This window comes from Candidatus Weimeria sp. HCP3S3_B5 (assembly GCF_052064335.1).
In the GTDB taxonomy this organism is placed as follows: Bacteria; Bacillota; Clostridia; order Lachnospirales; family Lachnospiraceae; genus Weimeria.
On the sequence record NZ_JBQHVU010000007.1, the window covers coordinates 1 to 26,183 of the forward strand.

The following is a 26,183-nucleotide window of genomic DNA, read 5'->3' on the forward strand; positions in this document are numbered from 1 at the left end:
CGCAGAAACCCTTGACACAGGGCATCCAACCAGCTAGTTGGCAGTCAAGCAGAACAAGGATAGGGTGTGTAGCCGAGGCTACTACTTACCCACACAAACTGATGAAGCCTCACATATAGACAAGGTTTCCAGGGATAGTCTGACAGAGGGATCAGTATGGACAGAGGAGGGATACTCTGCTCTTTTAGACCGGGCATTCAAGGCAGATGCCTACACCCAGAAATGGCATTTTTCAAATGACGATATAAAGGCCTCAAGGGAGCTTTTATATGGAAGTGGATCTGATGGAGCCAGGTGGCAGAGCAGGTTCATAAAAAACAGGGTATACAGTGAAATGCTTGCGGATAATGACAGGAATAAACCACTTTTTATAGAGGAGGGCCTCTCATCCTTAAAGGTGACATATGATCTGAAATCCGAGACAGACAGGATAGGTCTGACTTTGACATGCACGGATACGATGGAAAGGAAGACTATTTCACTTAACCGGGAAGCGGGAAAAAGGATGGCATCCTCAGTGATCATAGATTCCCTTCGCCCTGGGAAGAGATATGATGTCACAGCAGATCTCTACTACAGAGGAAGTTATTTAAGAACCATTTCAGGAAGTGCAAGGACGGAATCACTTCGAGCGCCAGGGTGCAGTATATCATCTGAGGACAGAGGTAAATGCTTCGAGGTAAGGATCTCAATAAAAGCCGATCAGTATGCAGAAGAATATATAGTTGAAGGACGAAAGTCTGGTAAGGACTCAGACTGGAGCCAGAAGGAAATCATAAGAAATACCGGTGACAAGGTCCTCACATTCAAAGAGACAACAGAAAAGGATGGCGTTTATCAGTACAGGATAAAAAGCAGAGGATCAAAATTAGGAAGTAAGGATCCTACGGAGGTAAGTGAGTATTCGAAGACTCTTGAGACAGGCTTTTTAAGGCAGCCGCAGATAAAGGGTATAGTTTCGGGATGCAGGTCCCTTGGAGTAGAGCCTGCTGATGATACAAGGGCTGATTATATACGTATTTTCTATCAGGCAGTCGTTGGTACTCTTATGCACTCGGATTTCAATGACAAGAAGAATATAGTGATCTCTGATCAAAGACTTAGGGATGGAGAAAAATACAGAATATGGGCACAAGCCTTTATCAGATCAGAGGACACAGGTCTTGTCTATGCCAGTCTTATTTCAGAGACAAAGGAGGGAATGACCCTTGATATAAGGTCTCCTGTGATCATAAGTACAAAACAGAAGGACATATATTCTGCAGCAGGAAACAGGATAGAATACTTTAGCGATCACCGTGCTGTTAAGACAGAGCTTTTTATCAGGAAGGTATTCCGTCAGAAGGGAGAAGAGGAGAGGATAATACTTGCAGGAAAGGAGCAGGATAGTGATACAGGTGAGTATCTACATTCGCCAGGTGAAAGCGGAGTATATTCTTATATGGTAAGGACAGAGTTTATGACTCTGGATGGAAAGAAATTTGATCTTGATTCAGACAGGATAGAGGCGGCCTATCTGCTCCCACAGCAGGCAATAGACCAGGAGATAAAGGAGGGAGATCAGAAAGAGATTTCACTCCTCCCGGATCAGGGCATAAGCGGATATATGATAATGATAGAAAGAGCTGATGGCTCAAAAAAGAAGGTTTATGTTCATGAGGGAGCAGAAGTCATTTCTATAAAGGCCACAGGAAATGACCTTGTCGTAAAAGGAAGATATCCGGTCATTTACTATAATGGAAAGGAGTACAGGGGAGAATGCGTATGAGAGTAAGGACTAAATTATTTTAAAAAGGATCGGTTTTGTGATATACTGTCTCCGATAAAGGTTTTCGTATTTTAAAGCGGTAAATGGAGACAGAATGATCGTAGTTCAGATAGTAATACTTGTAATCCTTATTGCTCTTTCAGGGTTCTTCTCTTCATCAGAGACGGCTCTTACGACAGTAAGCAGGTTTAAGATACGTACAATGGCAGATGCAGGAGATCAAAAGGCCAGGATGGTAGCTAAGGTGACCGGCAATACTGCAAAGATGCTTTCAGCTATACTTATAGGCAATAATATAGTTAATATTTCAGCATCATCTCTTGCAACAGTCATTTTCATGGATCTGTTCGGCAGTGCCGGAGCAGGAATAGCGACTGGAATAATGACCCTTCTGGTGCTTATATTCGGAGAGGTGACGCCTAAGAATCTGGCAGCGAGAAAGGCGCTTTCAGTTTCACTGAGGGTAGCAGGGATCATATACGCACTGACCATTGTGCTTACACCTCTGATCTTTGTGATGAACCATATAGTAAGCGGTATACTTTTCCTGATAGGAGCCAATAAATCAGAAAAGAGCCAGATGACAGAGGAAGAGTTCAGGACCATAGTAGATGTAGGAAACGAGAGCGGAGCAATAGAAAACGATGAGAAGGATTATATCAATAATCTCTTCGATTTCTCAGACACAGAGGTCAGGGAGCTGATGATTCCGCGGATCGATGTGACAATGATAAACGTAAACTGGTCATATGCCCAGATAAGGAACGTATTTATGCAGGATAAGTATACCAGGTTTCCGGTCTATGAGCAGGATACGGATCATGTAATAGGAGTCCTGAACATGAAGGACCTGCTTACGAGGGACGAAAGGGAGCCCTTTCTTATCAGAAAGCATATCAGAAAGCCATTCTTTACCTACGAATTTAAGAATGCTGATGACCTTTTCGATGAGATGAGGAAGAAAAGGATCCATATGGCCATAGTCTTAGATGAGTATGGATCAGTTTCAGGAATAGTTACGCTTGAGGATCTTCTTGAGGAGCTTGTCGGAGATATTAAGGATGAGTTCGATGAGACCGAGGAGGATGAGATAGTAGAGACGGGTCCCGGTGAGTATACGGTTTTAGGAAGCATGAACCTCGATGATTTAAGGGACGAGCTTTCCCTACCCTTTGAGTCGGATGACTATGATACGATAGGAGGATATCTGCTGGGACTCTTTGATCATCTTCCAAGAGTAGGGGAAAGCTATGTGACTAAGGAGGGCGTGATCCTTACTGCCTCAGTCGTCAGACGAAAGAGGATAATCAAGGTAAAGATCCGTATTCCGGAGGATAAGGAGACCAGGAAGGATAAAGATGAATAGTCAACAAGCCCTTTTATTCGGGGCTTGTTTTTGTTATAATTAGACTACTATGAAAAAATATAGCAGAGTAAGACTGATAACGGCAATGCTTCTTGTCACTATGTCCTTTACAGCTACCTCCTGCGGCAGGCAGAAGCAGCAGGATGAGTATAAAAGGCAGGGGATAGAGCAGATGGATACAAAGGAATACAGTAAGGCGCTGAAGAGCTTCAATAAGGCCCTTTCCCTTTCCTCCACGGTAGGAAGGAATGAGAAGGATATTGCACTTTATAAGGCTTCGGCCCAGCATAAGCTCGGTAAGAACGGGGATGCAATAAATACTATAAACGGCCTGATCGCATTTGATAAGGCGGATTACAGGCTTTATTTTCTTAGAGGCTTGATATATGCTGATATAGGAAAGCCCACTAAGGCTCTTGCTGATCTTAAGAAGGGCTGTGCTCTTTCAAAGAATAGCTCACTCTATGTAAGCGCCTACGAGACACTGATTTCACAGGGTATGGATAAGACCGCAGAGGATTTTTATCAGGAGATGCCAAAGGAGGCGAGGGCCCAGAAAAAGGTCATGAGGCTCAGGGTGATAGGCTATGAGAAGAAAGGCGATTTTGCAAGTGCGCTTCATTTTGCTAAAAGCTATCTGATCCAGTATCCTGATGATACGGATATGAAAAAGGAGGAAGCCTTTCTGAAGCTTCAGTCCTGATGATTTCATACAAGGCGGTTTTAGGAGAAGTACAATGAGATTATTGATTAAGAACGGACGGATAATCAATCCGGCAGACAGATTTGATGCGATTGCGGATCTTCTGGTAGAGGATGGAAGAGTAAAGCGTATCGCAACAGGAATTATGGATTCAGAGGCCGACTGTATAAAGGATGCAGAGGGCTGCTGGGTTATGCCGGGGTTTATTGATATGCATGTACACTTAAGGGATCCAGGCCAGACAGATAAGGAGACTATCGAGAGCGGATGTGATGCGGCGGCGGCAGGTGGATTTACGACTATAGTCGCAATGGCGAATACTTCTCCAGTCGTTGACAATCCGATTACATACCAATATGTGATCGACAAGGCTTTAAACTATGGCAAGGTAAGAGTCATGCAGGCAGGTTCGATCACAAAGGGCCTTAAGGGCGAGGAGCTTTCGGATATTGAGGGGCTTATGAGTGCCGGCTGCTTTATTTTCAGTGAGGATGGCAGATCGGTGATGGACTCCGCTCTTATGCGCAGGGCCATGGAGATCATAAGGGAGAATAACGGTATCATACTTGACCACTGTGAGGACAAGGCACTTGTAGAGGGAGGAGTGATCAATACCTCTGAGGCAGGAAGGCTTGGGCTCAAGGGCATTTCAAATGAAGTAGAGGATATAATAGCAGTAAGGGATATTATGCTTGCAAGAGAGACCGGAGTCTCGCTCCATCTGTGCCATTGCTCTACAGCCGGTGCGAGAGAATATCTTGCTTTGGCAAAAGAGAAGGGAATACATGTAAGCGGAGAGGTCTGCCCACATCATTTCACATTAAATGCCAGCAGCATAAAGTCCATTACTGAAACAGAATACAAGATGAATCCACCGCTCCGTACTGAGGAGGATGTCATGGCGCTTAGAGAGGGCTTAAGGGATGGGACATTTGACTGCATAAGCACCGATCATGCGCCGCATACCAGTGAGGAGAAGGAAAAGGACTTCACAAGGGCTCCTTTTGGTATTGTAGGCCTTGAGACAGCTGCTGCGCTTACGAACACTATCCTTGTCAGGGGAGGCTATCTGACTCCTATGGGTATGGCAGAGAAGATGAGCTGTAATCCTGCGAGGATACTTGGCATAAGTGGTGGAGATATAAGGATCGGCTCATGGGCGGATATAGCTGTCTTTGATCCTGACAGAAAATGGAAGGTGGATCCATCAGAGTTTAAGAGCAAGGGGAGAAATACTCCTTTTGAGGGCTGGGATCTTTATGGACAGGTTGTAATGACTGTAAGAAATGGAAAGATAACATCAGAAAGGTAAAAAAATGATAGGAAAGCTGATAGAAGAGATCAAAAAGAAGGGAGCTCCTATAGTAGTAGGACTGGATCCTAATCTGGTATTTATTCCGGAGTATATTCAGAAGGCAGCCTTCAGGGAAAGCGGAGAGACGCTTGAGGGAGCAGCAGGCGCAGTACTTGCCTTCAATCAGGAGATAATCGATGCCGTCTATGATCTTGTTCCTGCTGTAAAGCCTCAGATAGCAATGTATGAGCAGTTCGGCGTTCCAGGACTTTTAGCATATCAGAAGACTATAGAGTATGCTCATAAGAGAGGGCTTATAGTTATAGCAGATGTGAAGAGAGGAGATATAGGATCGACTTCGGAGGCCTATGCAAGGGCCCATCTTGGAAGGATCAGCATAGGGAAAAGGACCCTGCCGGTTTTTGATGCAGATTTCGCAACGGTAAATCCATATCTTGGAACAGACGGAGTAAAGCCGTTTATAGATACATGCATGGAGAACGATAAGGGTATTTTCGTTCTGGTAAAGACCTCCAATCCTTCAAGCGGAGAGTTCCAGGATCAGAAGATGGGAGATGCCACTCTCTATCAGAAGGTCGCAGATAAGGTGGAGGAATGGGGGAAGCCTTCAGTAGAGACTAGATATTCAGAGGTGGGCGCGGTTGTAGGCGCAACCTACCCTAAGATGGGCAATGAGCTAAGGAAGAGGATGCCGCATACCTTTATCCTTGTGCCAGGCTATGGAGCACAGGGAGCGACAGGTGCAGATCTCAAGGGCTTCTTTGATGAAAATGGAGAAGGAGCTATCATCAATTCCTCAAGAGGCATAATCGCTGCCTACAGAAAAAAGGAATATGAAAAGTACGGAGAAAGGAATTTTGCCGATGCAGCAAGAGCGGCAGTTCTTGATATGAGATATGACATCAGAACTGCACTTATGTCATAGGCAGCCGGAGAGGAAATTATGTCTGTAGAATTCAGAGAAAAGGAAAAAGCTGTTATCATCAGACAGGAGGAAGTGTCTGAGGGTATTTACAGCATGTGGATCAATACTCCCTCAGCTAAGAACGCGAGAGCAGGGCAGTTTGTAAATCTCTTCTGCGATGATTGCAGTAGGCTTATGCCCCGTCCGATCTCGATCTGCGAGATAGACAGGGAGAGAAGCTCGCTAAGGCTTGTATACAGGGTGTCAGGAGAGGGAACAAGAGAATTCTCGCAATATACCTCAGGCCATCAGATAGAGATGATAGGGCCTCTGGGAAACGGATTTCCAATAGATATACCGGAAAGAGATGTAATGGTGATAGGAGGAGGAATCGGGATCCCTCCTATGCTGCAGCTGGCAAGAGAGTTCCCTAAGAGCTGCAAGATAGTCCTTGGCTACCAGAATTTCCCCTTCCTTCTAAAGGAGTTCGAGCGGACAGGATCAAAGGTCTTTGTTGCGACCGAAAGTGGTAAATACGGCTTCAAGGGCAACGTAATAGAGGCCATAATGCAGAATTATCTTACCGCTGAGGTCATATATGCCTGTGGCCCGGCAGGCATGCTAAGAGCGGTAAAGAAGTTTGCTGAGGTCCGTAAGATAAGATGCTTTGTATCGATGGAGGAGAGAATGGCCTGTGGAGTCGGCGCCTGTCTGGGCTGTACAGTTGATACAGTAGACATAAATGACAGACTCAATGTAAAAAAGGCCAGAGTATGTAAGGACGGACCTGTATTTGATGCTTCGGAGGTGATGATCTGATGAAACCGGATATGACATGTGACCTTGGATTTGTAAAGCTTAAGAATCCGGTTATGACAGCCAGCGGAACCTTCGGCAGCGGAGAGGAATATTCCGAATTTTTTGACATAGGAAGGCTTGGTGCGGTCGTGACAAAGGGAGTTTCGGCAGTTCCCTGGGAGGGTAATCCGTCTCCCAGGATAGCCGAGACACACTCGGGAATGCTGAATGCGATCGGACTTGAGAATCCGGGTCTTGACAGGTTCCTGAAAAAGGATCTCCCTTTTCTGAAGAAAAGCAAAACCGCAATAGGTGTTAATGTCTGCGGACATACAGAGGAGGAATATCTTGAAGTGGTAAGGAAGCTTACTGACGAGGCAATATCCTTTCTCGAGATCAATATAAGCTGCCCTAATGTAAAGCAGGGAGCCCTTGCCTTCGGGACCGATCCTTCAATGGTAGAGAAGATCACGAGGGAGATAAAGGAAGCGACAGATAAGCCGGTCGTTATGAAGCTTACGCCTAATGTGACAGACATAAAGGAGATCGCAAAGGCAGCAGAGGCTGGCGGCGCAGACGGTATCTCTCTTATAAATACGATCACAGGAATGAAGATAGATATAGAAAGACAGTGCTTTGCCCTTGCCAATAAGACAGGAGGACTGAGTGGCCCGGCTATCCATCCTGTAGCAGTAAGGATGGTCTATGAGGCGTCGAATGCAGTAAAGATCCCTGTGATAGGCATGGGAGGAATAGAAAGCTGGCAGGATGCAGTAGAGATGATGCTGGCCGGAGCAGATGCAGTTGCGATAGGAGCAGCTAATTTTTATAACCCTGCAGCGGCACTTGAGATAATAGACGGAATAGAACGCTATCTGGACGATCATTGCATAGATAAGGTGAGCGATCTGGTCGGCGCGGTAAGATAAGGAGATATAATGGAACAGTATAAGGAAGACTTTATCCATTTCATGATAGACTGCAATGTCCTCAGGTTCGGTGATTTTGTTACCAAAAGCGGAAGGAAGACACCTTTCTTTGTAAATACCGGATACTACAGGACAGGTTCCCAGCTGAAGAAGCTTGGGCAGTACTACGCAAGGGCAATAGTTGACAGCTTCGGAAGTGACTTTGATATACTTTTCGGACCGGCATATAAGGGGATACCTCTGTCGGTAGCAGCAACTATAGCCTTAAGCGAGAACCATGGGATCGATGCAGGCTACTGTGCCAACCGTAAGGAGGCAAAGGATCATGGAGAGAAGGGAATACTACTTGGATCTCCGATAAAGGACGGCGACAGGGTCGTGATAATAGAAGATGTGACCACAGCAGGTACATCCATTAGGGAAACTTATCCTATAATAAAGGCACAGGCCCAGGCATCGGTGATCGGGCTGGTGGTATCGGTTGACAGGATGGAAAGAGGAAGCTCTGATAAGGCAGCTCTCGATCAGATAGCAGAGGAGTTTGATATGAAGACCACCTCTATCGTTACAATGGAGGAGGTCGTCGAATGCCTTTACAATAAGCCCTATAAAGGCAGCCTTATAATAGATGATGCGATGAAGTCAAGAATCGATGATTATTACAAGGAGTATGGCGCCGCAAGATGAGCAGGAAGAAATATGACGGAGCGAAAAAGGTAATAGGAATAATACTTTTCATCCTTTACCTTATCGCAATGTGCTACATCCTCTTCTTCATGGAGTGGCGGAGCAGGAATTTAGGAGGCGTGGTAAGATATAACGCGACACCGTTTCGAGAGATAAAGAGATATGCAGGACTGATAAAGACAATGCCATATGTGGCATTTACAAACCTTGCCGGTAATGTGCTGATATTTATGCCATATGGAGCTCTTATGACTTTTTTCCGTAGAAAGACAAGGGCAGTCATACTTTCAGTCACACTCAGCGGATTCTTTTTTTCCTGTGCGATAGAGCTTACACAGCTCTTTACGAGAGTAGGATGCTGCGATGTGGATGATGTGATCCTTAATACCATGGGGACGCTTTTGGGAAGCATAGTCTATTATATTCATTATCATCGGAGGAAAAAGAGATGAGCCGCGTTCAGCTGAAACGTAGGAAAAGAAGAGAGAGAGGCAATGTATCGGTAAGATCACTGGTCTGCGCTGGCATAGGTGCAGCAGGGCTTTTAGTAATTTTTACAGGGACATATCAGGTGGTGGCAGGAAGGCTTTCCCGCACAATGACAGGGATCACTATGATTTTCTTTGTTCTGAGTCTTGCAGCAGTATGCTTTGGAATAAGGTTCTTCAAAAGAGAGGGCTATTCTGCCTCATCAAGGTGGGCTGGAGTGATACTGCCGGTGGCGGCATTAGCAGGAAATGTTATATTATATGTAACAGGGTTACTTAAAGTATTACAATAGAAAGGATTATTAACATGGCACAGGTATCAGTAGTAATGGGAAGCGATTCGGATCTTCCGATCATGGCAAAGGCTTGCGGAGTTCTTGACGAGCTCGGCATAAGCTATGAGATCAATGTGATAAGCGCTCACAGAGAGCCTGAGGAGTTTTTTAATTATGCTAAAACAGCAGAGGAAAGAGGAGTAAAGGTGATAATTGCCGGAGCAGGGAAGGCAGCTCATCTCCCGGGAATGTGTGCAGCACTTTTCCCTATGCCGGTCATCGGAATACCTATGAAGACCTCTGATCTTGGCGGAGTAGATTCTCTTTATTCTATAGTACAGATGCCAAGCGGGATTCCGGTGGCAACGGTTGCCATTAACGGCGGAGTAAATGCAGGTATCCTTGCTGCAAAGATCCTTGCTGTATCAGATCAGGAGCTTTTGAAGAAGCTTAAGGCCTATGTGAATAATCTTAAGAAACAGGTCGAGGAGAAGAACGAGAAGCTTAATAAGATAGGTTACAAGGAATATTTAAAGGAACAGTAAGCCTGAGAAAGGAAGCAAATGGATTACAAGAATTCCGGAGTGGATATTGAGGCCGGCTACAAGTCAGTCGAGCTTATGAAGAAATATGTAAAGGAGACCATGAGACCGGAGGTCCTTGGAGGAATCGGTGGATTCTCAGGAGCCTTTGATCTGTCAGGCATCAGCAGGATGGAGGATCCTGTCCTCCTGTCAGGTACAGATGGATGCGGAACCAAGGTAAAGCTTGCATTCTTAATGGACAAGCATGATACGATTGGTATTGATGCAGTCGCAATGTGTGTAAACGATGTTGCCTGTGCTGGCGGAGAGCCATTATTTTTCCTTGATTATATTGCCTGTGGCAAGAACTATCCGGAGAAGATAGCTCTTATAGTAAAGGGAGTTGCAGATGGCTGCAAGCAGGCGGACTGTGCTCTTATAGGCGGAGAGACAGCCGAGCATCCGGGACTGATGCCAGAGGATGAGTACGATCTGGCAGGATTTTCGGTCGGAGTCGCAGACAGAAAGGACCTGATCACAGGCGAGCTGATAAGGGACGGAGATGTACTTGTAGGGCTTAAGTCTACAGGAATCCATTCAAATGGCTTCTCGCTTGTCAGAAATGTATTTGAGATGACAAGGGAATCTCTTGATACGGTTTATGATGAGCTTGGCGGAAAGAGTTTGGGAGAGGTGCTTCTTGCCCCGACAAGGATATATGTTCATGCGCTTAAGGCTATAAAGGCCGCAGGCGTAAGACTTCACGGGGTAAGCCATATCACAGGCGGCGGCTTCTATGAGAATGTACCGAGGATGCTGCATGACGGAGTAAGGGCAGTGATCAAAAAGGATTCATATCCTATGCAGCCTATCTTCCCTCTTATGCAGAAAAAAGGCAACATAGATTCTCATGTGATGTATAATACATTTAATATGGGAATAGGAATGGTCTTAGCTCTTGATGCAGCTGACGTTGATAAGGCAATGGAGGCAGCAAGGTCTGCCGGAGATGAGCCTTTCGTGATCGGAGAGATAGAGTCAGGAGAGAAGGGTGTCACACTATGCTGAGGATAGCAGTGCTTGTCTCCGGCGGCGGGACCAATCTTCAGGCCATAATAGATTCGATCGAGAGAGGAAAAAAGGGCCAGACAGGACTTTCAGGGCTCCTCGATAAGGATAAGGAGCGTACGGCCTCAGAGATCTGCGGATCAATGGAGGAGGGCGTCATAAATGATACCCAGATTGCTGTTGTAATAAGCAATAATAGCGATGCCTATGCATTAAAGCGCGCAGAGCTTTGCGGTATAAAGAGCAGATGCATTTCCCCTAAGTCATTTCAGGACAGGGCAGAATTCAACAGGGCCCTTCTCGAGGCGCTTTTGGAGGAAAAGGTAGATCTGATCGTTCTTGCAGGATTTTTAGTCGTGATACCTCCTGAGATAGTAGAGGCATTTCCTGACCGGATAATAAATATCCATCCATCCCTAATACCAGCCTTTTGTGGAAAGGGATATTACGGACTGCATGTTCACGAGGGAGTCCTAAGAAAGGGAGCAAGGGTAAGCGGAGCGACAGTCCACTTCGTGGATTCGGGAACCGACACAGGTCCGATCATAATGCAGAAATGTGTCTATGTAAGAGACGACGATACAGCCCAGACCCTGCAGAGAAGGATAATGGAGCAGGCAGAGTGGAAGCTTCTGCCGGGAGCTATTGATCTTATGGCCCATGACAGGATAAGAGTTTCTGACAATGTTGTTAAGATAGCCAGATAAAGGAGAACTGATGAAAGTACTTGTAATAGGAAGCGGCGGAAGAGAGCATGCAATCTGTGTTGCGGTTTCCAAAAGTCCAAGAGTTGATAAGATATATGCTGCGCCGGGGAATGCCGGTATCGCCTCAGTAGCAGAATGCGTACCGATTCCTGCAATGGATTTCAAGGGGCTTGTAGACTTCGCAAAGGAAAAGCAGATTGACTTTACTATCGTAGGAATGGACGATCCGCTTGTAGGCGGAGTAGTAGATGAGTTTGAAGCAGCAGGACTTAAGGTATTCGGACCAAGGAAGAATGCAGCCATACTCGAGGGCAGCAAGGCTTTTTCCAAGGATCTGATGAAAAAGTACGGTATACCTACAGCTTCATATGAGACCTTCACAGATCCAGAGGAGGCGCTGTCATACCTTAAGACAGCAAAGATACCTATAGTCTTAAAGGCAAGCGGGCTTGCTCTCGGAAAGGGAGTCTTAATCTGTGAGACCAGGGAAGAGGCCTTTGAGGGAGTAAGGACCCTTATGGAGGACAAGAAGTTCGGAGATGCCGGTGATACAATAGTGATCGAAGAGTTCATGACGGGACCGGAGGTCTCAGTCCTGTCATATACGGATGGAAAGACTATCCAGCTTATGAGCTCGGCGATGGACCATAAGAGAGCCGGTGACAATGATACAGGACTGAATACTGGAGGAATGGGCAATATAAGTCCTTCGCCTTATTATACAAAAGAGGTGGATGAGTTCTGCAGAAAGCATATCTATCAGAAGACAGTGGATGCCATGGCAGCAGAGGGAAGACCATTTGTTGGAGTGATCTTCTTTGGACTTATGCTTACTCCAGAGGGGCCTAAGGTACTCGAGTATAACTGCCGTTTCGGAGATCCAGAGGCTCAGGTCGTACTGCCGAGACAGAAGACAGATATAATAGATGTTATGGAGCATTGTGTGGACGGGACACTTGACCAGATAAAGGTTGAGTTCGAGGATAATGCTGCATGCTGTGTGATCCTGGCAAGTGACGGATATCCTGTTAAGTATGACAAGGGTTTCCCTATAACAGGACTTTCGGATCCTAGATTTGACAACAGGGAGTATTACTGCTTCCATTCCGGCACGAAATTTGCAGATGATGGAAAGACTATCCTTACAAACGGAGGAAGAGTCTTAGGAATAACAGCTGTTGGAGCTGATCTGGCCCAGGCAAGGGATAAGGCATATGCTGCTACCGAATGGGTTGACTTCAGTAATAAGTATATGAGGCACGATATAGGTCATGCGATCGATGAGGCTGCCTCAGGAAAATAAAGGAGATTTTTGTGGAACTACCAAAGGATCCTGCAATGCTTCTGTCAATAGTGAATATGCAGCTCAGGGATAAAGAGCCCGATCTGAAGATGCTTGCAGGCAAGTTCAGCATGAGCGAGGAAGAGATCAAGGCAAGACTTGGCGCTATAGGATATGAATATGATCCGGAAGTGAATCAGTTTGTCTGAGGGATACAGATGGCAGTCAGAGACGATATCAGAGAGCAATGGGAAAAGCAGAAAGGAAGCTCACTAAAGCACAGACTAGGCTACTTCATGCATTATTACCTGATCTGGGTCCTCGTGATAGCAGGATTGGCGATCTTTGCGGCAGTGCTTATCCATTCACAGCTGACAAAGAAGCCGCTTGCATATCAGGCTGAGATGATAAATACCGGCGCGGGTGATCAGGAAGCGATAGATGGGCTTATTCAGGAGCTTGCAAAGACAGCAGATATAGATATTTCGGCGAAGACCATAGAAATCAATGCGCATAGAATGCTGACCCCAGGAGGTTTGTATACCCAGCAGGATATAGGCAGCAATACAGCTATAAGCGCAGAGATGATGAAGGGAAGCCTCGATGCAATGGTCTGCGATGAGTGGAACTTCAGATATTATGTCAATCTGGCAAGCTTCTGTGATCTTAGAAAGGTACTTGGTCAGGACCAGCTTGAAAAATACAAAGATCAGCTTTATTATGTGGATATTACAGAGGTAAAAAAGCTTCAGAAAAAGACACAGGAATCTTCCGATGGAAGTAATGCTCTGGAGGAGGATCCGAATAAGGCAAGGAAGGAGGAGTCACTTGATTCCTTCGAAATGCCTGATCCGAATAAGATGGATGATCCGGTTCCTGTAGGAATAGTTTTAACTGACAGTCCTTACTTCAAGAAGAACGGGATCTATAAGGATACAGTCCCTGTATTCGGTATAGTAAACAACAGCAGACATATTATGACCTCAAAAAAGCTTCTTGATCTTCTTATGGATTAAGACCAGAGGGAGGAGCGATATGATCGGTATGATTTATACTCCGGGAAAGTATAATCTGAATTTTAATATAGCAGCATTCCTGATGGATGCGGTTATCCTTATTTTTTTCCTTAGCAGAAAGAAGGCCAGGGACAACAAATCAAGGCTTTTTGTCACGATCCTTGTCCTGATGATGACAGCAACTGTCGGACAGGACCTTGATGCCCTGATAAGGAACCGTATATGGATTACCGGTATGCAGGCAAGTACTGCGATTACTATACTGGCCCATTACTCAATGGAAACTCTGTACTATTTCATGGCTCTTTATCTGCTGCAGATACTTGAGAATTTCAGGAATGTCACCAGAAGGGACTTTGTCCTTATATCAATCCCTCAGATGATATTCACCCTGTTCGAGTTCGTTCCTCCTCTAAGGAAACTGCTTTATTTCTATAGTCCGCTCGGACTCTACAGACATGGTCCCCTGTATGGGGTTATATATTACGGATTAGTCATTGCCTATGTCGCTGTACTTGCGGGAATCATCATCTTTAACTGGAAGAACTTTGCCCAGAGAGACCTGAGATATGTGACAGAGGTTATGCTTGGATTTGTAGCGGCTATAATGATATCCTGCTTCAATGATCACCTTAGGATTACTCTCTTTCTTCAGTCACTATGTATGCTGATAGTTTATATCAACATAGAAAACGATATGCTGACATTCGAGGAGGGTACATCACTTATGAACAAGGCTGCCCTGATGCGGGAGACCAGGCTTCTGTTTGATGGAACCGACTATACCTCCTATATTATTTCTGTCCGTATCAGGAAGAATGACCTCTATGAGGTCACTATGGGAGAGGAGATAACCTCAGGCCTTATAAGGACCATAGGTAACTGGATGTCGCAGCTTTCCGGCGACAGGACTCATGTTTATCATCTTGAACAGCTGACCTATGCTGTTATGATGTTCAACAGTACAGAGGAGGCTGCGCTTGACAAGGCAGCATATATCCTTGACAGGTTCAAGCGGGAATGGATCTACAGGAATACATCGGCAGTATATACAGCTCAGGTTCTTATAGGATCGATGCCGTATGATATAAGCCGTATGGAACAGATGCTTGCTTTTGCAGACAGGGGATACGATGTGAAACTGCCTTCGAGCAAAGTGCTTTTTGCAGGAGAGGTCATGAAGTCGGATGCCAGAAGGACCATGGTCGAGGTGGCTGTAAACAGGGCTTTGAATGAGAATACCTTCGAGGTCTTCTATCAGCCTATATTTGATTCCACGACAAACAGGATACATTCTGCGGAGGCACTCGTCAGGATGAAGGACAAGGATCTTGGCTATGTTTCTCCGGAGGAATTCATAAAGATCGCCGAACAGGCTGGAATGGTAGGAAAGATCGGTGAAATAGTATTTGAAAAGGTGTGCAGGTTCATCTATGAGAATAATCCTAGAAAGCTGGGGATAGAGTTCATTGAGGTGAATCTTTCGACTATCCAGTGTATGGATACCAATCTCCCGGACAGGTTTGCCCGGATAATGGATAAGTACGGAGTTACATCCGATGAAATCAATCTCGAGATAACAGAGTCTGCGGTTATTAACAGTGAGTCTACAATGGAGAATGTACTTGGAAAACTTCTGGATATGGGATTTACATTTTCTCTTGATGATTTCGGTACAGGAAATGCCAACTATTCATACATTATGAAGTATCCGTTTCGGATCATAAAGGTAGACAAGAGCTTTCTCTGGAATTCATTCAAGAATCATGACAATGAGATCCTGTTCAATAATATGATCGAGCTGATACATGGACTGAGAAAGGAAGCGGTTGTAGAGGGAGTCGAGACGGAGAACCAGAAGAATCGTCTGGTAACAGCCGGGATCAGATATCTTCAGGGATATTACTATTCCAAGCCGGTCCATGAAGACGAATTCCTGAATTATGTCAGAAGATTCAACGGTGCAGCATGACAAGCTTTATAGAAAGAAGGAAGCATAATGAATCAGATTATTCCCGGAGAGAAATATAGGGATACAGGCGGAAGGCTTTATCAGGTGACCTGTACAGCCATTAGTGCCAGCGATGAAGGTGATCTGGTGATCATACAGCAGCTGTTCGGTGATTTTCTTAGGATAGCAGTTCCCAAGGATAGATTCCGGGAGAAAATGAAGGCGGCAGGCCATACAGGAAATGAGGCCCTTGTATCTGACAGCAGAAGCCGTTTAGAGTCAGAAACAGCCGGTGAAGTGGATGATGAGAAGGCTAAAGAGGATTCCATAGACACAGGGGAGGGATCACCTGAGCTTAATGATATGCTCTCCTTTCTCGACACTGATGATTTCGAGGAAAAATTCCGTATAGCAAAGCGGATGGCAGAGCAGAATGAAATAGATGATACTGTTCTTGACAATATGGCTGCATCACTCGACTTCATAATAGATGACGGCCCAATCGAGAATCGTATAGATGAGCTGCTGCATTGCATAGCCACCAGGAAAAGGTTCGAGACCACCAGGCTTAGGAATGGCTGAGTGACTGCGGGGCCCCGTAGAGAGAGAGGTCACTGTTGGAATAGCCTTTAATACCGGTAAGCTCACGCCCGAACCATTCAGGCGGATCATATGAGAGAGCACTCTTCTCGGAATCGAATTCTATCTCAGCATAGCAGAGCGGATCGAGATCCCCGTGGAAGATATCGAGCTCTATAGTAAGATCACGGCCTGTGGAGTCATCTCTGTTTCCAGACGGTATCAGATATCTGGTCTTTTCGATGATATGGCCGTCGCACTTGCCAAAAAGCTTCAGGCCGGCAGACTCAGGCAGAGTTACATTTATCTCTTCTCTTGAAAGCCCGCCGCTGTCCTTGTAGGTAAGGACATATTTTTCATTCTCCTTTCTTATTCTAAGAGCCGGTGAATGAAGGATATATCCCTGCTTCATAACAAGAGAGGGAAATGCGGTTATGTCAAAGGGAATACGATCCTTATCGATCATGAATTTGCGTTCTATTTCCATTGTGATGCCTCATCTGAAAATAATATTATCAATAATGATTATAATGAAAGGAGTCAGATATGTCAAAAGCAGCGATAATGATAGCCGATGGTTGTGAGGAATGTGAGGCTCTGATCCAGACAGACCTGCTAAGAAGGGCCGGGGTCGATGTGGATATGGTATCCATAAAGGCTTCAAGACAGGTAACTAGTGCAAGAGATGTGACCTTTATCTGCGACCGTACTATAGGCGACTTCGATGATGATGCATATGATGCAGTGATCCTGCCGGGAGGCATGCCGGGAACCCTTCATCTGAAGGAGGACTCAAGGGTAATCTCTGTGATAAAGAAATATGCGGCAGAGGGCAGGCTTGTTGCTGCGATCTGTGCAGCACCTACAGTTTTAGGAGCAGCAGGTGTCCTTAAAGGGAAAAATGCTACCTGCTTTCCGGGTATGGAAGCTGGACTTACCGGAGCCCATAAGAAGACAGATGAGGTAGTAAGGGACGGCAATGTGATTACAAGCCGCGGACTAGGAACAGCGATTCCGTTTGCTGGAGCCATAATAGAATATCTGTGTGGCAAGGAAAAGGCAGGGCAGATTCTAGGATCAGTAGTATATAAAGCTTGATATTTCATGTTCCCTGTGATAGAATATCTATTTGTCGCACGGGATTTTCATGCCCTGTGCATATAATATCCAGGAGGAATTAAGACAAGATGAGCGTAAAGGTAGAACAACTCGACACAAAAAATATGTCTAAGATGACAGTCACAGTTGATTCAGCAGAGCTGGACAAGGCCATCAAAAAGGCATATGACCGCACAAAGAACCGTATCTCTATCAGAGGCTTCCGCAAGGGACATGTACCGATGAAGGTAGTTGAGCAGATATACGGCGATGATGTCTTCTATGAGGATGCAGCCAATATCCTTATTGGCCAGGAGTATCCTAAGGCATATGAAGAGAGCGGTCTGGATATAGTTTCTTCCCCTAAGATCGATGTAGAGCAGATAGAGAAGGGCAAGGATTTTATATTCACAGCAGAGGTTGCCACAAAGCCGCCAGTCACACTCGGAAAGTATGATGGTGTCACAGTCACAAAGATCGACACCACGGTTACAGACGAGGATGTGGACAAGCAGGTTGAGGCTGAGCTTCAGAGAAATGCCCGCACGATCACCAAGGATGGTGCTATCGAGAATGGAGATACAGCTGTTATCGACTTTGACGGTTCAGTTGATGGAGAGCATTTCGAAGGAGGAAAGAGCGAGAACTATTCTCTCGAGATAGGGTCACATACCTTTATCGACAATTTTGAAGACCAGCTCGTCGGGCACAAGGCAGGGGATGAGTTTGATGTGAACGTCACATTCCCTGAGGACTATCAGGAGAAGAGCCTTGCAGGAAAGCCGGCAGTATTTGCCATTAAGGTCAACGAGGTAAAGACCAAGGAGATCCCGCAGCTCGATGATGAGTATGTTTCTGATACCACATCATTCGACACAGTTGATGAGTACAAGGCTGATGTGAAGGAAAAGCTTGAGAAGACCAAGGAGAACGAGGCAAAGCGCACCAAGGAGGATGAGGCTCTGACAAAGATCATCGAGAAGTCAGAGATGGATATTCCTGATGCAATGGTAGACACACAGGTCAATAATATAATAAATGACTACTCAAGAAACCTCGCCCAGAGCGGACTTTCGTTCCAGCAGTATCTCCAGTTCACAGGAATGACAATCGATAAGTTCCGTGAGCAGACCAGACCTGAAGCTGTAAAGAGGATCAAAACCTCTCTCTGCCTTGAGGCTATTGCTGAGAAGGAGGGCCTTGCTGCTACAGATGAGGATGTCGACAAGCGTATCGAGGATATGGCCAAGCAGTACAACATGAAGACAGAGGACTTGAAGTCCAATGTAACAGATGACGAGCTTGACACCTTAAAGGAGCAGATCAAGATAGAGAAGGCTGTTGACTTCGTTATGGATCATGTGAAGGAAAGAGCCAAGAGAAAGACCTCTAAGAAGGCTTCCGATGAGGACAGTCAGAAAGAGGAGTCAGAGGATTAATTAATAAAAGGAGGCAAAGCTAATGGCATCAATGCCTTATGTCGTAGAACAGAATTCAAGAGGCGAGAGGAGCTATGATATCTTCTCGCGTCTGCTTAAGGACAGGATCATCTTCTTAGGGGAAGAGGTCAATGAGACTACAGCCTCACTGGTTGTGGCACAGCTTCTTTTCCTTGAGTCAGAGGATCCGAATAAGGATATACATCTGTATATCAATTCTCCGGGTGGAATGGTGACTGCAGGCTTTGCCATCTATGATACAATGCAGTATATCAAGTGCGATGTATCAACGATCTGCGTAGGACTTGCTGCATCAATGGGAGCTTTCCTCTTAGCAGGAGGAGCAAAGGGCAAGAGAATGGCTCTCCCAAATGCTGAGATCATGATCCATCAGCCGTCAGGCGGAACGAAGGGCCAGGCGACAGAAATCGAGATCGCTGCAGAGAATATTTTAAAGACCAAGAAAAGACTCAATGAGCTCTTAGCAGCCAACACAGGAAAGTCAGTAGAGCAGATCGCTGCAGATACAGATAGAGATCATTATTTGTCTGCTGATGAGGCTCTCGATTACGGTCTTATAGATAAGGTCATCACCAACCGCGAGGAGTAATAATGGCAGGAAGAAAATATTCTAATGATATCCGCTGTTCCTTCTGCGGAAGAAGACAGAATGAGGTCAGGAAGCTGATTGAGGGTCCGAACGGTACCTATATCTGTGATGAGTGTATAGATATATGCTCTGAGATCATAGATGAGGAGTTCGGTGACGACTCCAGGCTTCCATTCAAAAGCATCGATTCGACAGAAGGAATGGAGATCAATCTTCAGAAGCCAAAGGAGCTCAAGGCCTTCCTGGATCAGTATGTCATAGGCCAGGATGAGGCCAAGAAGGTTCTTTCTGTAGCTGTCTATAACCACTATAAGAGAATTCTGTCAGGCAAGAAGACCGATGTCGAGCTGCAGAAGAGTAATGTCCTCATGCTTGGCCCCACAGGATCAGGAAAGACACTTCTGGCTCAGACGCTTGCAAGAGTTTTAGGAGTTCCGTTTGCGATAGCAGATGCGACTACTCTTACAGAGGCAGGCTATGTCGGTGAGGATGTGGAGAATATCCTTCTGAAGCTTATTCAGGCAGCCGATTATAACGTACCGAAAGCAGAGCTTGGTATCATCTACATAGATGAGATAGATAAGATCACAAAGAAGAGTGAGAATGTATCGATCACAAGGGATGTATCAGGTGAGGGAGTACAGCAGGCCCTCCTTAAGATACTAGAGGGTACCAATGCCTCAGTTCCTCCTCAGGGCGGGAGGAAGCATCCCCAGCAGGAGCTGATCCAGATCAATACTACCAATATCCTCTTTATCTGCGGCGGTGCATTTGAGGGTCTTGACAAGATAATAGAGTCAAGACTGGATACCAGACGTATAGGCTTTGCGACAAGTACATCGGATACAGCAGGCGAGGACAAGTCAGAGAGCGAGCTGTTAAAGCTTGCCCTACCTCAGGATTTCGTTAAGTACGGACTTATTCCTGAATTCATTGGAAGAGTACCTATAAATGTTTCTCTTGATCTGCTTAGCGAGGATGATCTGGTCCGTATTCTTACTGAGCCAAAGAACGCTCTGGTAAAGCAGTATCAGGCACTATTTGAGATGGATGGCGTTAAGCTTGAATTCGAGGATGATGCGATCAGGGAGATAGCTAAGAAATCTCTTGAGAGAAAGACAGGAGCAAGAGGCTTAAGGTCCATCATGGAAAATGTGATGATGGATTATATGTATGATATTCCGTCAGATGATGAAATCGACAAGCTTACTATCACAAAGGAGATAGTTGATTCCCATCTTCTGCTTGACCAGAAGATGGGAGAGCAGGACAGTTCATCTGACAAGGATAGCGATCAGGAAAGCGCATGAATATAAAAACCGTTGAACTTGAAACAGTCTGCGGGATTACCAGTGATCTGCCGGCGAATGTCCACCCTGAGGTGGCGTTCGCCGGCCGTTCTAATGCAGGGAAATCAAGTCTTATAAACTGCCTTATGAACAGGACAAAGCTGGCCCGCACCTCATCAAAGCCGGGAAAGACGCAGACTATCAATTATTATAACATAAATGATCAGATTTACCTTGTGGATCTGCCGGGGTACGGATATGCCAAAACCAGCCGCGAGACTGCAAAGGAATGGGGACGGATGATCGAAAGATATCTGACCAGCTCTTTGAAGTTAGCGGCTGTTTTTCTTTTAGTTGATATAAGACATGATCCGACAGAACAGGATCTTCAAATGATCAACTATCTTGCTTATCTGGGTATCGAGACAGTGGTAATAGCGACCAAGGCCGATAAGCTGAAACGCAGTCAGCTCCCGCGCGCTATAGAAAGGATTGAGCGCTTTATAGGGGATCATATCGAAATCAGGGATATAATAGTGCTTCCCTTTTCATCGGTGACAAAGCAGGGGAGAGAGGATGTCCTTGATATGATGGATCAGGTTATAGAGAATGAGGGTCAGTAGCTATTGATTTTTTAACAATTAAATGATAAAATAATTTTAATGATTTAGTTTGTTCAGAGGAGTCTGATGCTGATGGAATTGCAGGAAGAAATACATGATATATATTATAAGATTCGTCTGGGCCTTTCTCAGGCGGAAAATGCTGCCTGCGCAGCTTTTGATACTCTGACATCCGTAGAAAGGGTCAGCATGGAGACGATCACATCGCTTGGAAGCCCGACAGTAGCTGAGTTTGCAAGGGCTTTGAATATCTCGCCTCCAAATGCTGCCTACAGGGTTGCGGGGCTTATGAAGAAGGGCTTTCTGATGAAAAGTCAGGACAAGGAGGACAGGAGAAAGTTTTTCCTTGTGCCCAAAAAGAGGTATTTGCAGTATGTCAGGGCTAATGAGACCTATATAAGGGATCTGTCGGAAAGGATAAGGGAACGTTTTTCCGATGAGGATTATAACAGGCTCGTTGATATGCTAGGCATAATCGATAAAGAACTTATGGGCAAGAATGTGTATTCAGGAGAAGGGAAAACTAAAAATGGCACAGCAGAAGGACGCAGGTCTAAAGACTAGGGACAGGATAGGAGTTCTGTTCTACGGAGATGAGAAGGCAGATTTCTTTGACTCGGTAATAGAAGGGATCAAGGCGGTGCTGCCGTCTGTAAAGGCGGAGCCGGAGCTTGTTATCGGATTTTCACCAATGAATGCAGCCGCTCAGATCAGTATGATTGACGAGATGATGAAGAAGCCCCTGAAGGGACTTATCATTTCACCTATAGACGACGAGAAGGTTGCTGAAAGACTAAAGGCACTGTCTGTTAATGGGATTCCTGTCGTAACAGTCCATACCGATATAGCGGATTCAGGCAGGATAGCCTATGTCGGGACAGATCCATATAAGGCAGGGAGGGCTGCAGCAGCGCAGATGTGCCTTCTATGTGAGCCTAAGACAGAGGTCGGCATTGTCACCGGCTTTCACAGGATAAAGGGACATGAGCTCAGGATAAAAGGCTTCATGGATTATCTGGCTGAAAATGATAAGGCCCTTACAGTAGAGTGCATAGGTGAGTGCCGGGACGAGGATTACAAGGCCTATGAGCTGGTCCAGAAGATCCAGTCGGATCATCCGGGTATCTCCGCTTTTTTCTTTGCGACGACGGGCGGAGTATATGGCGGCTGCAAGGGAATATGGCAGATGACGACCAGGCTGTCCTTTCATGTCGTGACCTTTGATGTGTTCAAGGCCACAAGGGAGTTTATGAGAAAGGGACTTATAGATTGCGCCGTATATCAGAATCCGAAGCATCAGGGAGCACTGGCACTTAGGATTTTGACCAATAAGATCTATTCAAACGAGGATCCGAAAAAGGAGATAAACCTCTCCGAGCTTTCTATAAAGACAGCAGAATGCCTTTATCTGTAGGAATATCTTCTGTTAAGTGTTGACATGATCCTTGCAGATAAATAAAATAAAAGCATAGTACTTTCATTAGTCTATATGTTTTTCTGATGGAAACAGGAGGATATGAACGGGCATAAGGTAGAGGGTCACTATAGATAAGTGATCATTTCTGAAGGAGATTTTACAATGAAGAAGGTTGAAGATTACGTACGTACTATCCCTGATTTCCCGGAGAAGGGAATCATGTTCCGCGACATTACAACAGTCCTTAAGGATCCGGATGGCTTTGAGCTTGCGATAGACGAGATGCAGCATTTCCTTGAGGGACTTGATTTTGACGTTATAGCAGGAACAGAATCGAGAGGATTCATTTTCGGTACACCGATTGCGTACAATCTTCATAAGCCCTTCGTTCTGATCAGGAAGAAGGGCAAGTTACCGGCAGAGACAGTAGAGCAGACTTATGATCTCGAATATGGCACGGCCACGATAGAGATGCATAAGGACTCTATAGCTCCGGGACAGAAAGTGGTATTAGTAGATGATCTGATCGCTACAGGCGGTACTATCGAAGCAGCAGCTAAGCTTGTAGAGAAGCTTGGCGGCAAGGTGGTAAAGATGATCTTCCTTATGGAGCTTGCGGGTCTTGAGGGAAGAAAGCGCCTGAAAGATTATGATATCGATGCGGTGATCACTTACCCAGGAAAATAGGAGAAGATAATTTGAAGAGGATTTCTCTGGTAATAATGGCGGCGGGAATAGGTTCCCGTTACGGAGCAGGGATAAAGCAGCTGGAGGCTGTGGGAGCAGATGGAAGTATAATCATGGACTACTCTGTCCATGATGCGATCGAGGCCGGATTCAATGATATCATCTTTGTTATCAGAAACGATATAGAGGATGATTTCATGGAGATAATCGGCAGAAGGATCGAGAATATAGCTGGCCATAAGAATGTACATGTATATTATGTCAAGCAGTCGCTTTCTGCCCTTCCGGACGGCTTCAGGCCTCCTGAGGGCAGGGTGAAGCCCTGGGGTACAGGGAAGGCAGTCCTTTCCGGGGCAAGTCTTCTCGATAATCCATTTGCAGTGATAAATGCAGACGATTATTATGGCAAGGAAGCATTTCAGAAGGTTGCTGATTTCCTTAGGAACTCAAATGATCGTAATGAATACTGTATGGCAGGATTCTGCCTTGGCAATACCTTAAGTGACAATGGAAGTGTCACAAGAGGAGTCTGCAAGGAGACCAGAGACGGCTATCTGAGCTCCATAGATGAGATCACAGGTGTGCACAGGGATGGGGACAGGATTCTTTCTGACAGCGGAGCCCTGTCGCCAGATTCTCTGGTCTCTATGAATATGTGGGGATTTACAAGGGAATTTGTGCCTCTTCTTGAGGACGGCTTCAGGAAATTCCTGATAAGACTTCTGGAAAAGAAAACAGGGGACCCTATGAGTGATGAGTTCCTTATTCCTGTATTTGTTTCAGATCTGCTTAAACACAGGAAGATAAGGGTCAGGGTCTTACGATCAGATGACCAGTGGTATGGACTTACATTCAGGGAAGATGTAGAGCCGGTCAGGAAAGCCTTTGCTCATATGACAGAAAAGGGCATCTATAGACAGGAGCTCTATTCAGACCTCGATTAGGGGAATAATATCAGACAGGCTGTGCGCTACTGCGTACAGTCTTTTTTTCAGCTGATCGGAAGGATAAGTCAGATCAGGTACCATGCAGGTATCCATCCCGGCAGCGATCGCAGACATACAGCCATTAGGTGAATCCTCTACAGCAAGGCAGTCGGCAGGAGAGAGCCCGATGCGCTCCGCAGCCAGAAGATAAGGATCAGGGTGGGGCTTACCATGCTTTGCCTCATGAGCGCTTATCACCTGATCGAAGGATGACAGGAGGCCAGCCTTAGAAAGTCTCTCTCTTGCAGATTTAAGATTTGTAGCAGTTACTACGACAGCCATAAGCCCATTCTCGTGGCAGGCAGAAAGGACCTCGTTTATATCTGGCTTAAGTGGTACTGGGTGATCCTGTAAATAAAGGCTTACCCTGTCGGCGACGGTCCTGTGCAGGAGATCATAATCGACTGAGGAGCCGTGACGTTTCTGCATCAGGGCTTTGGAATCCTCGTGATTTAAGGAACGCAGATCCAGAGAATCCTGATAGGTGAAATCAGTCATTCCAAGTTCCTTAGAGCATGAGTTCCAGTATTTATTGTAGATACGCTCTGTATCTGTGATAGTACCATCCATATCAAAGAGGATGGCCTTCCATTTATTATTCATAGTGATTACCGTTTCTTCTCATCTTTTTTCATATATTCTGCGACAAAGTTTCTGATATGAGAGGCCATCTCTGTGGCAGCTGGAGACATGAAATCGTCAGATAAGGTGATGATCCCCAGCTTCCTGTAGTGTCTCGGATAGAGAGGGTAGATCTCCACATCCTTAGGCGGGTTAATAAGACCAAGACGGGGCATGAGCAGAAGACCAGTCCTGGCCTCTACCATGGCAATGGCTGACTGATCGTCAAGTATATGGCAGTTGGCTCTGACCTGAAGATGATACTCATCGAGATACTTTATAATGTCGATATCACAGCTGTCCTGCTGGATCACGAATGGCTGATCCTTGAGATCCTCAGGAGTGATCATCTTTGTAGACTTGGGCATATAGCCCCTGGGAACTACGGCCACCAGATCATCCTCTGTAAGCTCGGTGAATGGAAGTGAGTCAGATGCAGCCTCTGAGACTATACCCAGATCTATGGTTCCGTTTCTTACCCATTCCACGACATCGCTGTAGGAGCCCTGATATATCTCAACTGTGATCTGAGGATGCTCCTCACCAAAGCTTCGGATAATGTCAGGTATCCAGGCCAGGCATACTGAGTTGATGCAGCCTATGCTTACCTTTCCGGCGCCTAGCCCCTTCATCTGGGCAACAGCCTGATTCAGGGCATCCTCAGCCGAAACGATCTTCTGGATATAGGGGTTCACCTGTTCGCCGGCACTTGAAAGTCTTACTCCGTTTTTTCCTCGGATAAAGAGAGGAAAGCCTATCTCCTCCTCCATGGAGGAGATGGAATGGCTTATGGCAGAAGGCGTGAGATGCAGTATCTGCGCAGCCTTTGCGAATGACCCCTGTTCAAGGATAGTCTGAAATATTTCAAAAGAAAGTAGCGTCATTGATCTTTTTCCTTTTTCTATTAGTGAATCTTTTTCATTCGATAAATGAAAACAAAGAACTTTACTAACTGACCATATTCTAGTACAATACTAAAGAACAGTCAATGTTAAGTAATCTTTTTTCTTTTTCCAACCAGACCCGCGATCAGGCGGGTCTTTTTTGTGGATA

The 26,183-nt window shown here is 45.6% G+C and carries 30 protein-coding genes; 27 read left to right on the forward strand and 3 right to left on the reverse strand.

Annotated elements, in window-relative coordinates; genetic code table 11:
- The first annotated feature begins 37 nt into the window (after window positions 1-37).
- From ACTNCK_RS04735 to ACTNCK_RS04820, 18 genes are all read left to right on the forward strand, one after another.
- Window positions 38-1,768, forward strand: coding sequence for a hypothetical protein (locus ACTNCK_RS04735; RefSeq protein WP_441081264.1), 1,731 nt, complete (start codon window positions 38-40; stop codon window positions 1,766-1,768).
- 94 nt (window positions 1,769-1,862) lie between these two features.
- The gene (locus ACTNCK_RS04740; RefSeq protein WP_441081266.1) at window positions 1,863-3,134 is read left to right on the forward strand and encodes an HlyC/CorC family transporter; all 1,272 of its coding nucleotides are present in this window, start codon (window positions 1,863-1,865) and stop codon (window positions 3,132-3,134) included.
- 49 nt (window positions 3,135-3,183) lie between these two features.
- Window positions 3,184-3,837: a tetratricopeptide repeat protein gene (locus ACTNCK_RS04745; protein ID WP_441081268.1), complete on the forward strand. Its 654-nt coding sequence runs from the start codon at window positions 3,184-3,186 to the stop codon at window positions 3,835-3,837.
- Between the two features lie 34 nt (window positions 3,838-3,871).
- A complete protein-coding gene (locus tag ACTNCK_RS04750) occupies window positions 3,872-5,149 on the forward strand; it encodes a dihydroorotase (RefSeq protein WP_441081269.1) in 1,278 nt (425 codons plus the stop codon).
- Window positions 5,150-5,153: 4 nt separating this feature from the next.
- Window positions 5,154-6,077, forward strand: a complete 924-nt coding sequence (gene pyrF, locus ACTNCK_RS04755) for an orotidine-5'-phosphate decarboxylase (RefSeq protein ID WP_441081270.1) — start codon at window positions 5,154-5,156, stop codon at window positions 6,075-6,077.
- A gap of 18 nt (window positions 6,078-6,095) precedes the next feature.
- The gene (locus ACTNCK_RS04760) at window positions 6,096-6,875 is read left to right on the forward strand and encodes a dihydroorotate dehydrogenase electron transfer subunit (RefSeq protein WP_441081271.1); all 780 of its coding nucleotides are present in this window, start codon (window positions 6,096-6,098) and stop codon (window positions 6,873-6,875) included.
- Window positions 6,875-7,783, forward strand: coding sequence for a dihydroorotate dehydrogenase (locus tag ACTNCK_RS04765; RefSeq protein WP_441081272.1), 909 nt, complete (start codon window positions 6,875-6,877; stop codon window positions 7,781-7,783). The genes ACTNCK_RS04760 and ACTNCK_RS04765 overlap by 1 nt, the downstream gene beginning before the upstream one ends.
- Before the next feature lie 9 nt (window positions 7,784-7,792).
- Window positions 7,793-8,470, forward strand: a complete 678-nt coding sequence (pyrE, locus tag ACTNCK_RS04770; protein WP_441081274.1) for an orotate phosphoribosyltransferase — start codon at window positions 7,793-7,795, stop codon at window positions 8,468-8,470.
- A complete protein-coding gene (locus tag ACTNCK_RS04775; protein ID WP_441081276.1) occupies window positions 8,467-8,922 on the forward strand; it encodes a VanZ family protein in 456 nt (151 codons plus the stop codon). Before pyrE ends, ACTNCK_RS04775 begins: the two co-directional genes overlap by 4 nt.
- Window positions 8,919-9,251 (forward strand): hypothetical protein, encoded by a 333-nt coding sequence (locus ACTNCK_RS04780; RefSeq protein WP_441081277.1) that lies wholly within the window; start codon window positions 8,919-8,921, stop codon window positions 9,249-9,251. Before ACTNCK_RS04775 ends, ACTNCK_RS04780 begins: the two co-directional genes overlap by 4 nt.
- A gap of 14 nt (window positions 9,252-9,265) precedes the next feature.
- Window positions 9,266-9,778: a 5-(carboxyamino)imidazole ribonucleotide mutase gene (purE, locus tag ACTNCK_RS04785; RefSeq protein WP_441081279.1), complete on the forward strand. Its 513-nt coding sequence runs from the start codon at window positions 9,266-9,268 to the stop codon at window positions 9,776-9,778.
- 18 nt (window positions 9,779-9,796) lie between these two features.
- Entirely contained in the window at window positions 9,797-10,825 is a 1,029-nt protein-coding gene (purM, locus tag ACTNCK_RS04790) for a phosphoribosylformylglycinamidine cyclo-ligase (protein WP_441081280.1), read from the forward strand.
- Window positions 10,819-11,532 carry a phosphoribosylglycinamide formyltransferase gene (gene purN, locus ACTNCK_RS04795; protein ID WP_441081281.1) on the forward strand — a complete coding sequence of 238 codons (714 nt, stop codon included), beginning with the start codon at window positions 10,819-10,821 and terminating at the stop codon, window positions 11,530-11,532. Before purM ends, purN begins: the two co-directional genes overlap by 7 nt.
- Window positions 11,533-11,542: 10 nt before the next feature.
- Window positions 11,543-12,835: a phosphoribosylamine--glycine ligase gene (purD, locus tag ACTNCK_RS04800; RefSeq protein WP_441081283.1), complete on the forward strand. Its 1,293-nt coding sequence runs from the start codon at window positions 11,543-11,545 to the stop codon at window positions 12,833-12,835.
- A gap of 11 nt (window positions 12,836-12,846) precedes the next feature.
- Window positions 12,847-13,023, forward strand: coding sequence for a DUF4250 domain-containing protein (locus ACTNCK_RS04805; protein ID WP_441081285.1), 177 nt, complete (start codon window positions 12,847-12,849; stop codon window positions 13,021-13,023).
- A 9-nt stretch (window positions 13,024-13,032) separates the two neighbouring features.
- Window positions 13,033-13,830 carry a hypothetical protein gene (locus tag ACTNCK_RS04810; protein WP_441081286.1) on the forward strand — a complete coding sequence of 266 codons (798 nt, stop codon included), beginning with the start codon at window positions 13,033-13,035 and terminating at the stop codon, window positions 13,828-13,830.
- Window positions 13,831-13,849: 19 nt separating this feature from the next.
- The gene (locus ACTNCK_RS04815; RefSeq protein WP_441081287.1) at window positions 13,850-15,802 is read left to right on the forward strand and encodes an EAL domain-containing protein; all 1,953 of its coding nucleotides are present in this window, start codon (window positions 13,850-13,852) and stop codon (window positions 15,800-15,802) included.
- 27 nt (window positions 15,803-15,829) lie between these two features.
- Window positions 15,830-16,363, forward strand: a complete 534-nt coding sequence (locus ACTNCK_RS04820) for a hypothetical protein (protein ID WP_441081288.1) — start codon at window positions 15,830-15,832, stop codon at window positions 16,361-16,363.
- Here ACTNCK_RS04820 and ACTNCK_RS04825 read toward each other — a convergent pair.
- The gene (locus tag ACTNCK_RS04825; RefSeq protein WP_441081289.1) at window positions 16,350-16,847 is read right to left on the reverse strand and encodes a CYTH domain-containing protein; all 498 of its coding nucleotides are present in this window, start codon (window positions 16,845-16,847) and stop codon (window positions 16,350-16,352) included. The two genes, ACTNCK_RS04820 and ACTNCK_RS04825, sit on opposite strands and share 14 nt — an antisense overlap.
- 59 nt (window positions 16,848-16,906) lie before the next feature.
- Between ACTNCK_RS04825 and ACTNCK_RS04830 the strand changes: the two genes are divergently transcribed.
- The 9 genes from ACTNCK_RS04830 to ACTNCK_RS04870 all read left to right on the forward strand — a co-directional run bounded on the left by ACTNCK_RS04830 (window position 16,907) and on the right by ACTNCK_RS04870 (window position 24,467).
- Entirely contained in the window at window positions 16,907-17,458 is a 552-nt protein-coding gene (locus ACTNCK_RS04830; protein WP_441081290.1) for a DJ-1 family glyoxalase III, read from the forward strand.
- Between the two features lie 89 nt (window positions 17,459-17,547).
- On the forward strand, window positions 17,548-18,897 hold the full coding sequence (gene tig, locus ACTNCK_RS04835) for a trigger factor (RefSeq protein WP_441081291.1): 1,350 nt from the start codon (window positions 17,548-17,550) through the stop codon (window positions 18,895-18,897).
- A 22-nt stretch (window positions 18,898-18,919) separates the two neighbouring features.
- A complete protein-coding gene (gene clpP / locus ACTNCK_RS04840) occupies window positions 18,920-19,507 on the forward strand; it encodes an ATP-dependent Clp endopeptidase proteolytic subunit ClpP (protein ID WP_441081293.1) in 588 nt (195 codons plus the stop codon).
- A gap of 2 nt (window positions 19,508-19,509) precedes the next feature.
- Window positions 19,510-20,817 (forward strand): ATP-dependent Clp protease ATP-binding subunit ClpX, encoded by a 1,308-nt coding sequence (clpX, locus tag ACTNCK_RS04845; protein ID WP_441081294.1) that lies wholly within the window; start codon window positions 19,510-19,512, stop codon window positions 20,815-20,817.
- Complete coding sequence (gene yihA, locus ACTNCK_RS04850) at window positions 20,814-21,419, forward strand: ribosome biogenesis GTP-binding protein YihA/YsxC (protein ID WP_441081296.1); 606 nt, start codon at window positions 20,814-20,816, stop codon at window positions 21,417-21,419. The genes clpX and yihA overlap by 4 nt, the downstream gene beginning before the upstream one ends.
- 72 nt (window positions 21,420-21,491) lie before the next feature.
- On the forward strand, window positions 21,492-21,983 hold the full coding sequence (locus tag ACTNCK_RS04855) for a MarR family winged helix-turn-helix transcriptional regulator (protein ID WP_441081297.1): 492 nt from the start codon (window positions 21,492-21,494) through the stop codon (window positions 21,981-21,983).
- The gene (locus tag ACTNCK_RS04860) at window positions 21,949-22,833 is read left to right on the forward strand and encodes a substrate-binding domain-containing protein (RefSeq protein ID WP_441081298.1); all 885 of its coding nucleotides are present in this window, start codon (window positions 21,949-21,951) and stop codon (window positions 22,831-22,833) included. The genes ACTNCK_RS04855 and ACTNCK_RS04860 overlap by 35 nt, the downstream gene beginning before the upstream one ends.
- Window positions 22,834-22,998: 165 nt before the next feature.
- Window positions 22,999-23,523 (forward strand): adenine phosphoribosyltransferase, encoded by a 525-nt coding sequence (locus ACTNCK_RS04865; protein ID WP_441081300.1) that lies wholly within the window; start codon window positions 22,999-23,001, stop codon window positions 23,521-23,523.
- Between the two features lie 11 nt (window positions 23,524-23,534).
- Window positions 23,535-24,467, forward strand: a complete 933-nt coding sequence (locus tag ACTNCK_RS04870; RefSeq protein WP_441081302.1) for a nucleotidyltransferase — start codon at window positions 23,535-23,537, stop codon at window positions 24,465-24,467.
- On the opposite strand, the gene ACTNCK_RS04875 is transcribed toward ACTNCK_RS04870, so the two are convergent.
- Both ACTNCK_RS04875 and ACTNCK_RS04880 read right to left on the reverse strand, forming a co-directional pair.
- On the reverse strand, window positions 24,453-25,112 hold the full coding sequence (locus ACTNCK_RS04875; RefSeq protein WP_441081304.1) for an HAD family hydrolase: 660 nt from the start codon (window positions 25,110-25,112) through the stop codon (window positions 24,453-24,455). The genes ACTNCK_RS04870 and ACTNCK_RS04875 overlap by 15 nt on opposite strands.
- Before the next feature lie 5 nt (window positions 25,113-25,117).
- Complete coding sequence (locus tag ACTNCK_RS04880) at window positions 25,118-26,014, reverse strand: LysR family transcriptional regulator (RefSeq protein WP_441081305.1); 897 nt, start codon at window positions 26,012-26,014, stop codon at window positions 25,118-25,120.
- Window positions 26,015-26,183 lie beyond the last annotated feature (169 nt).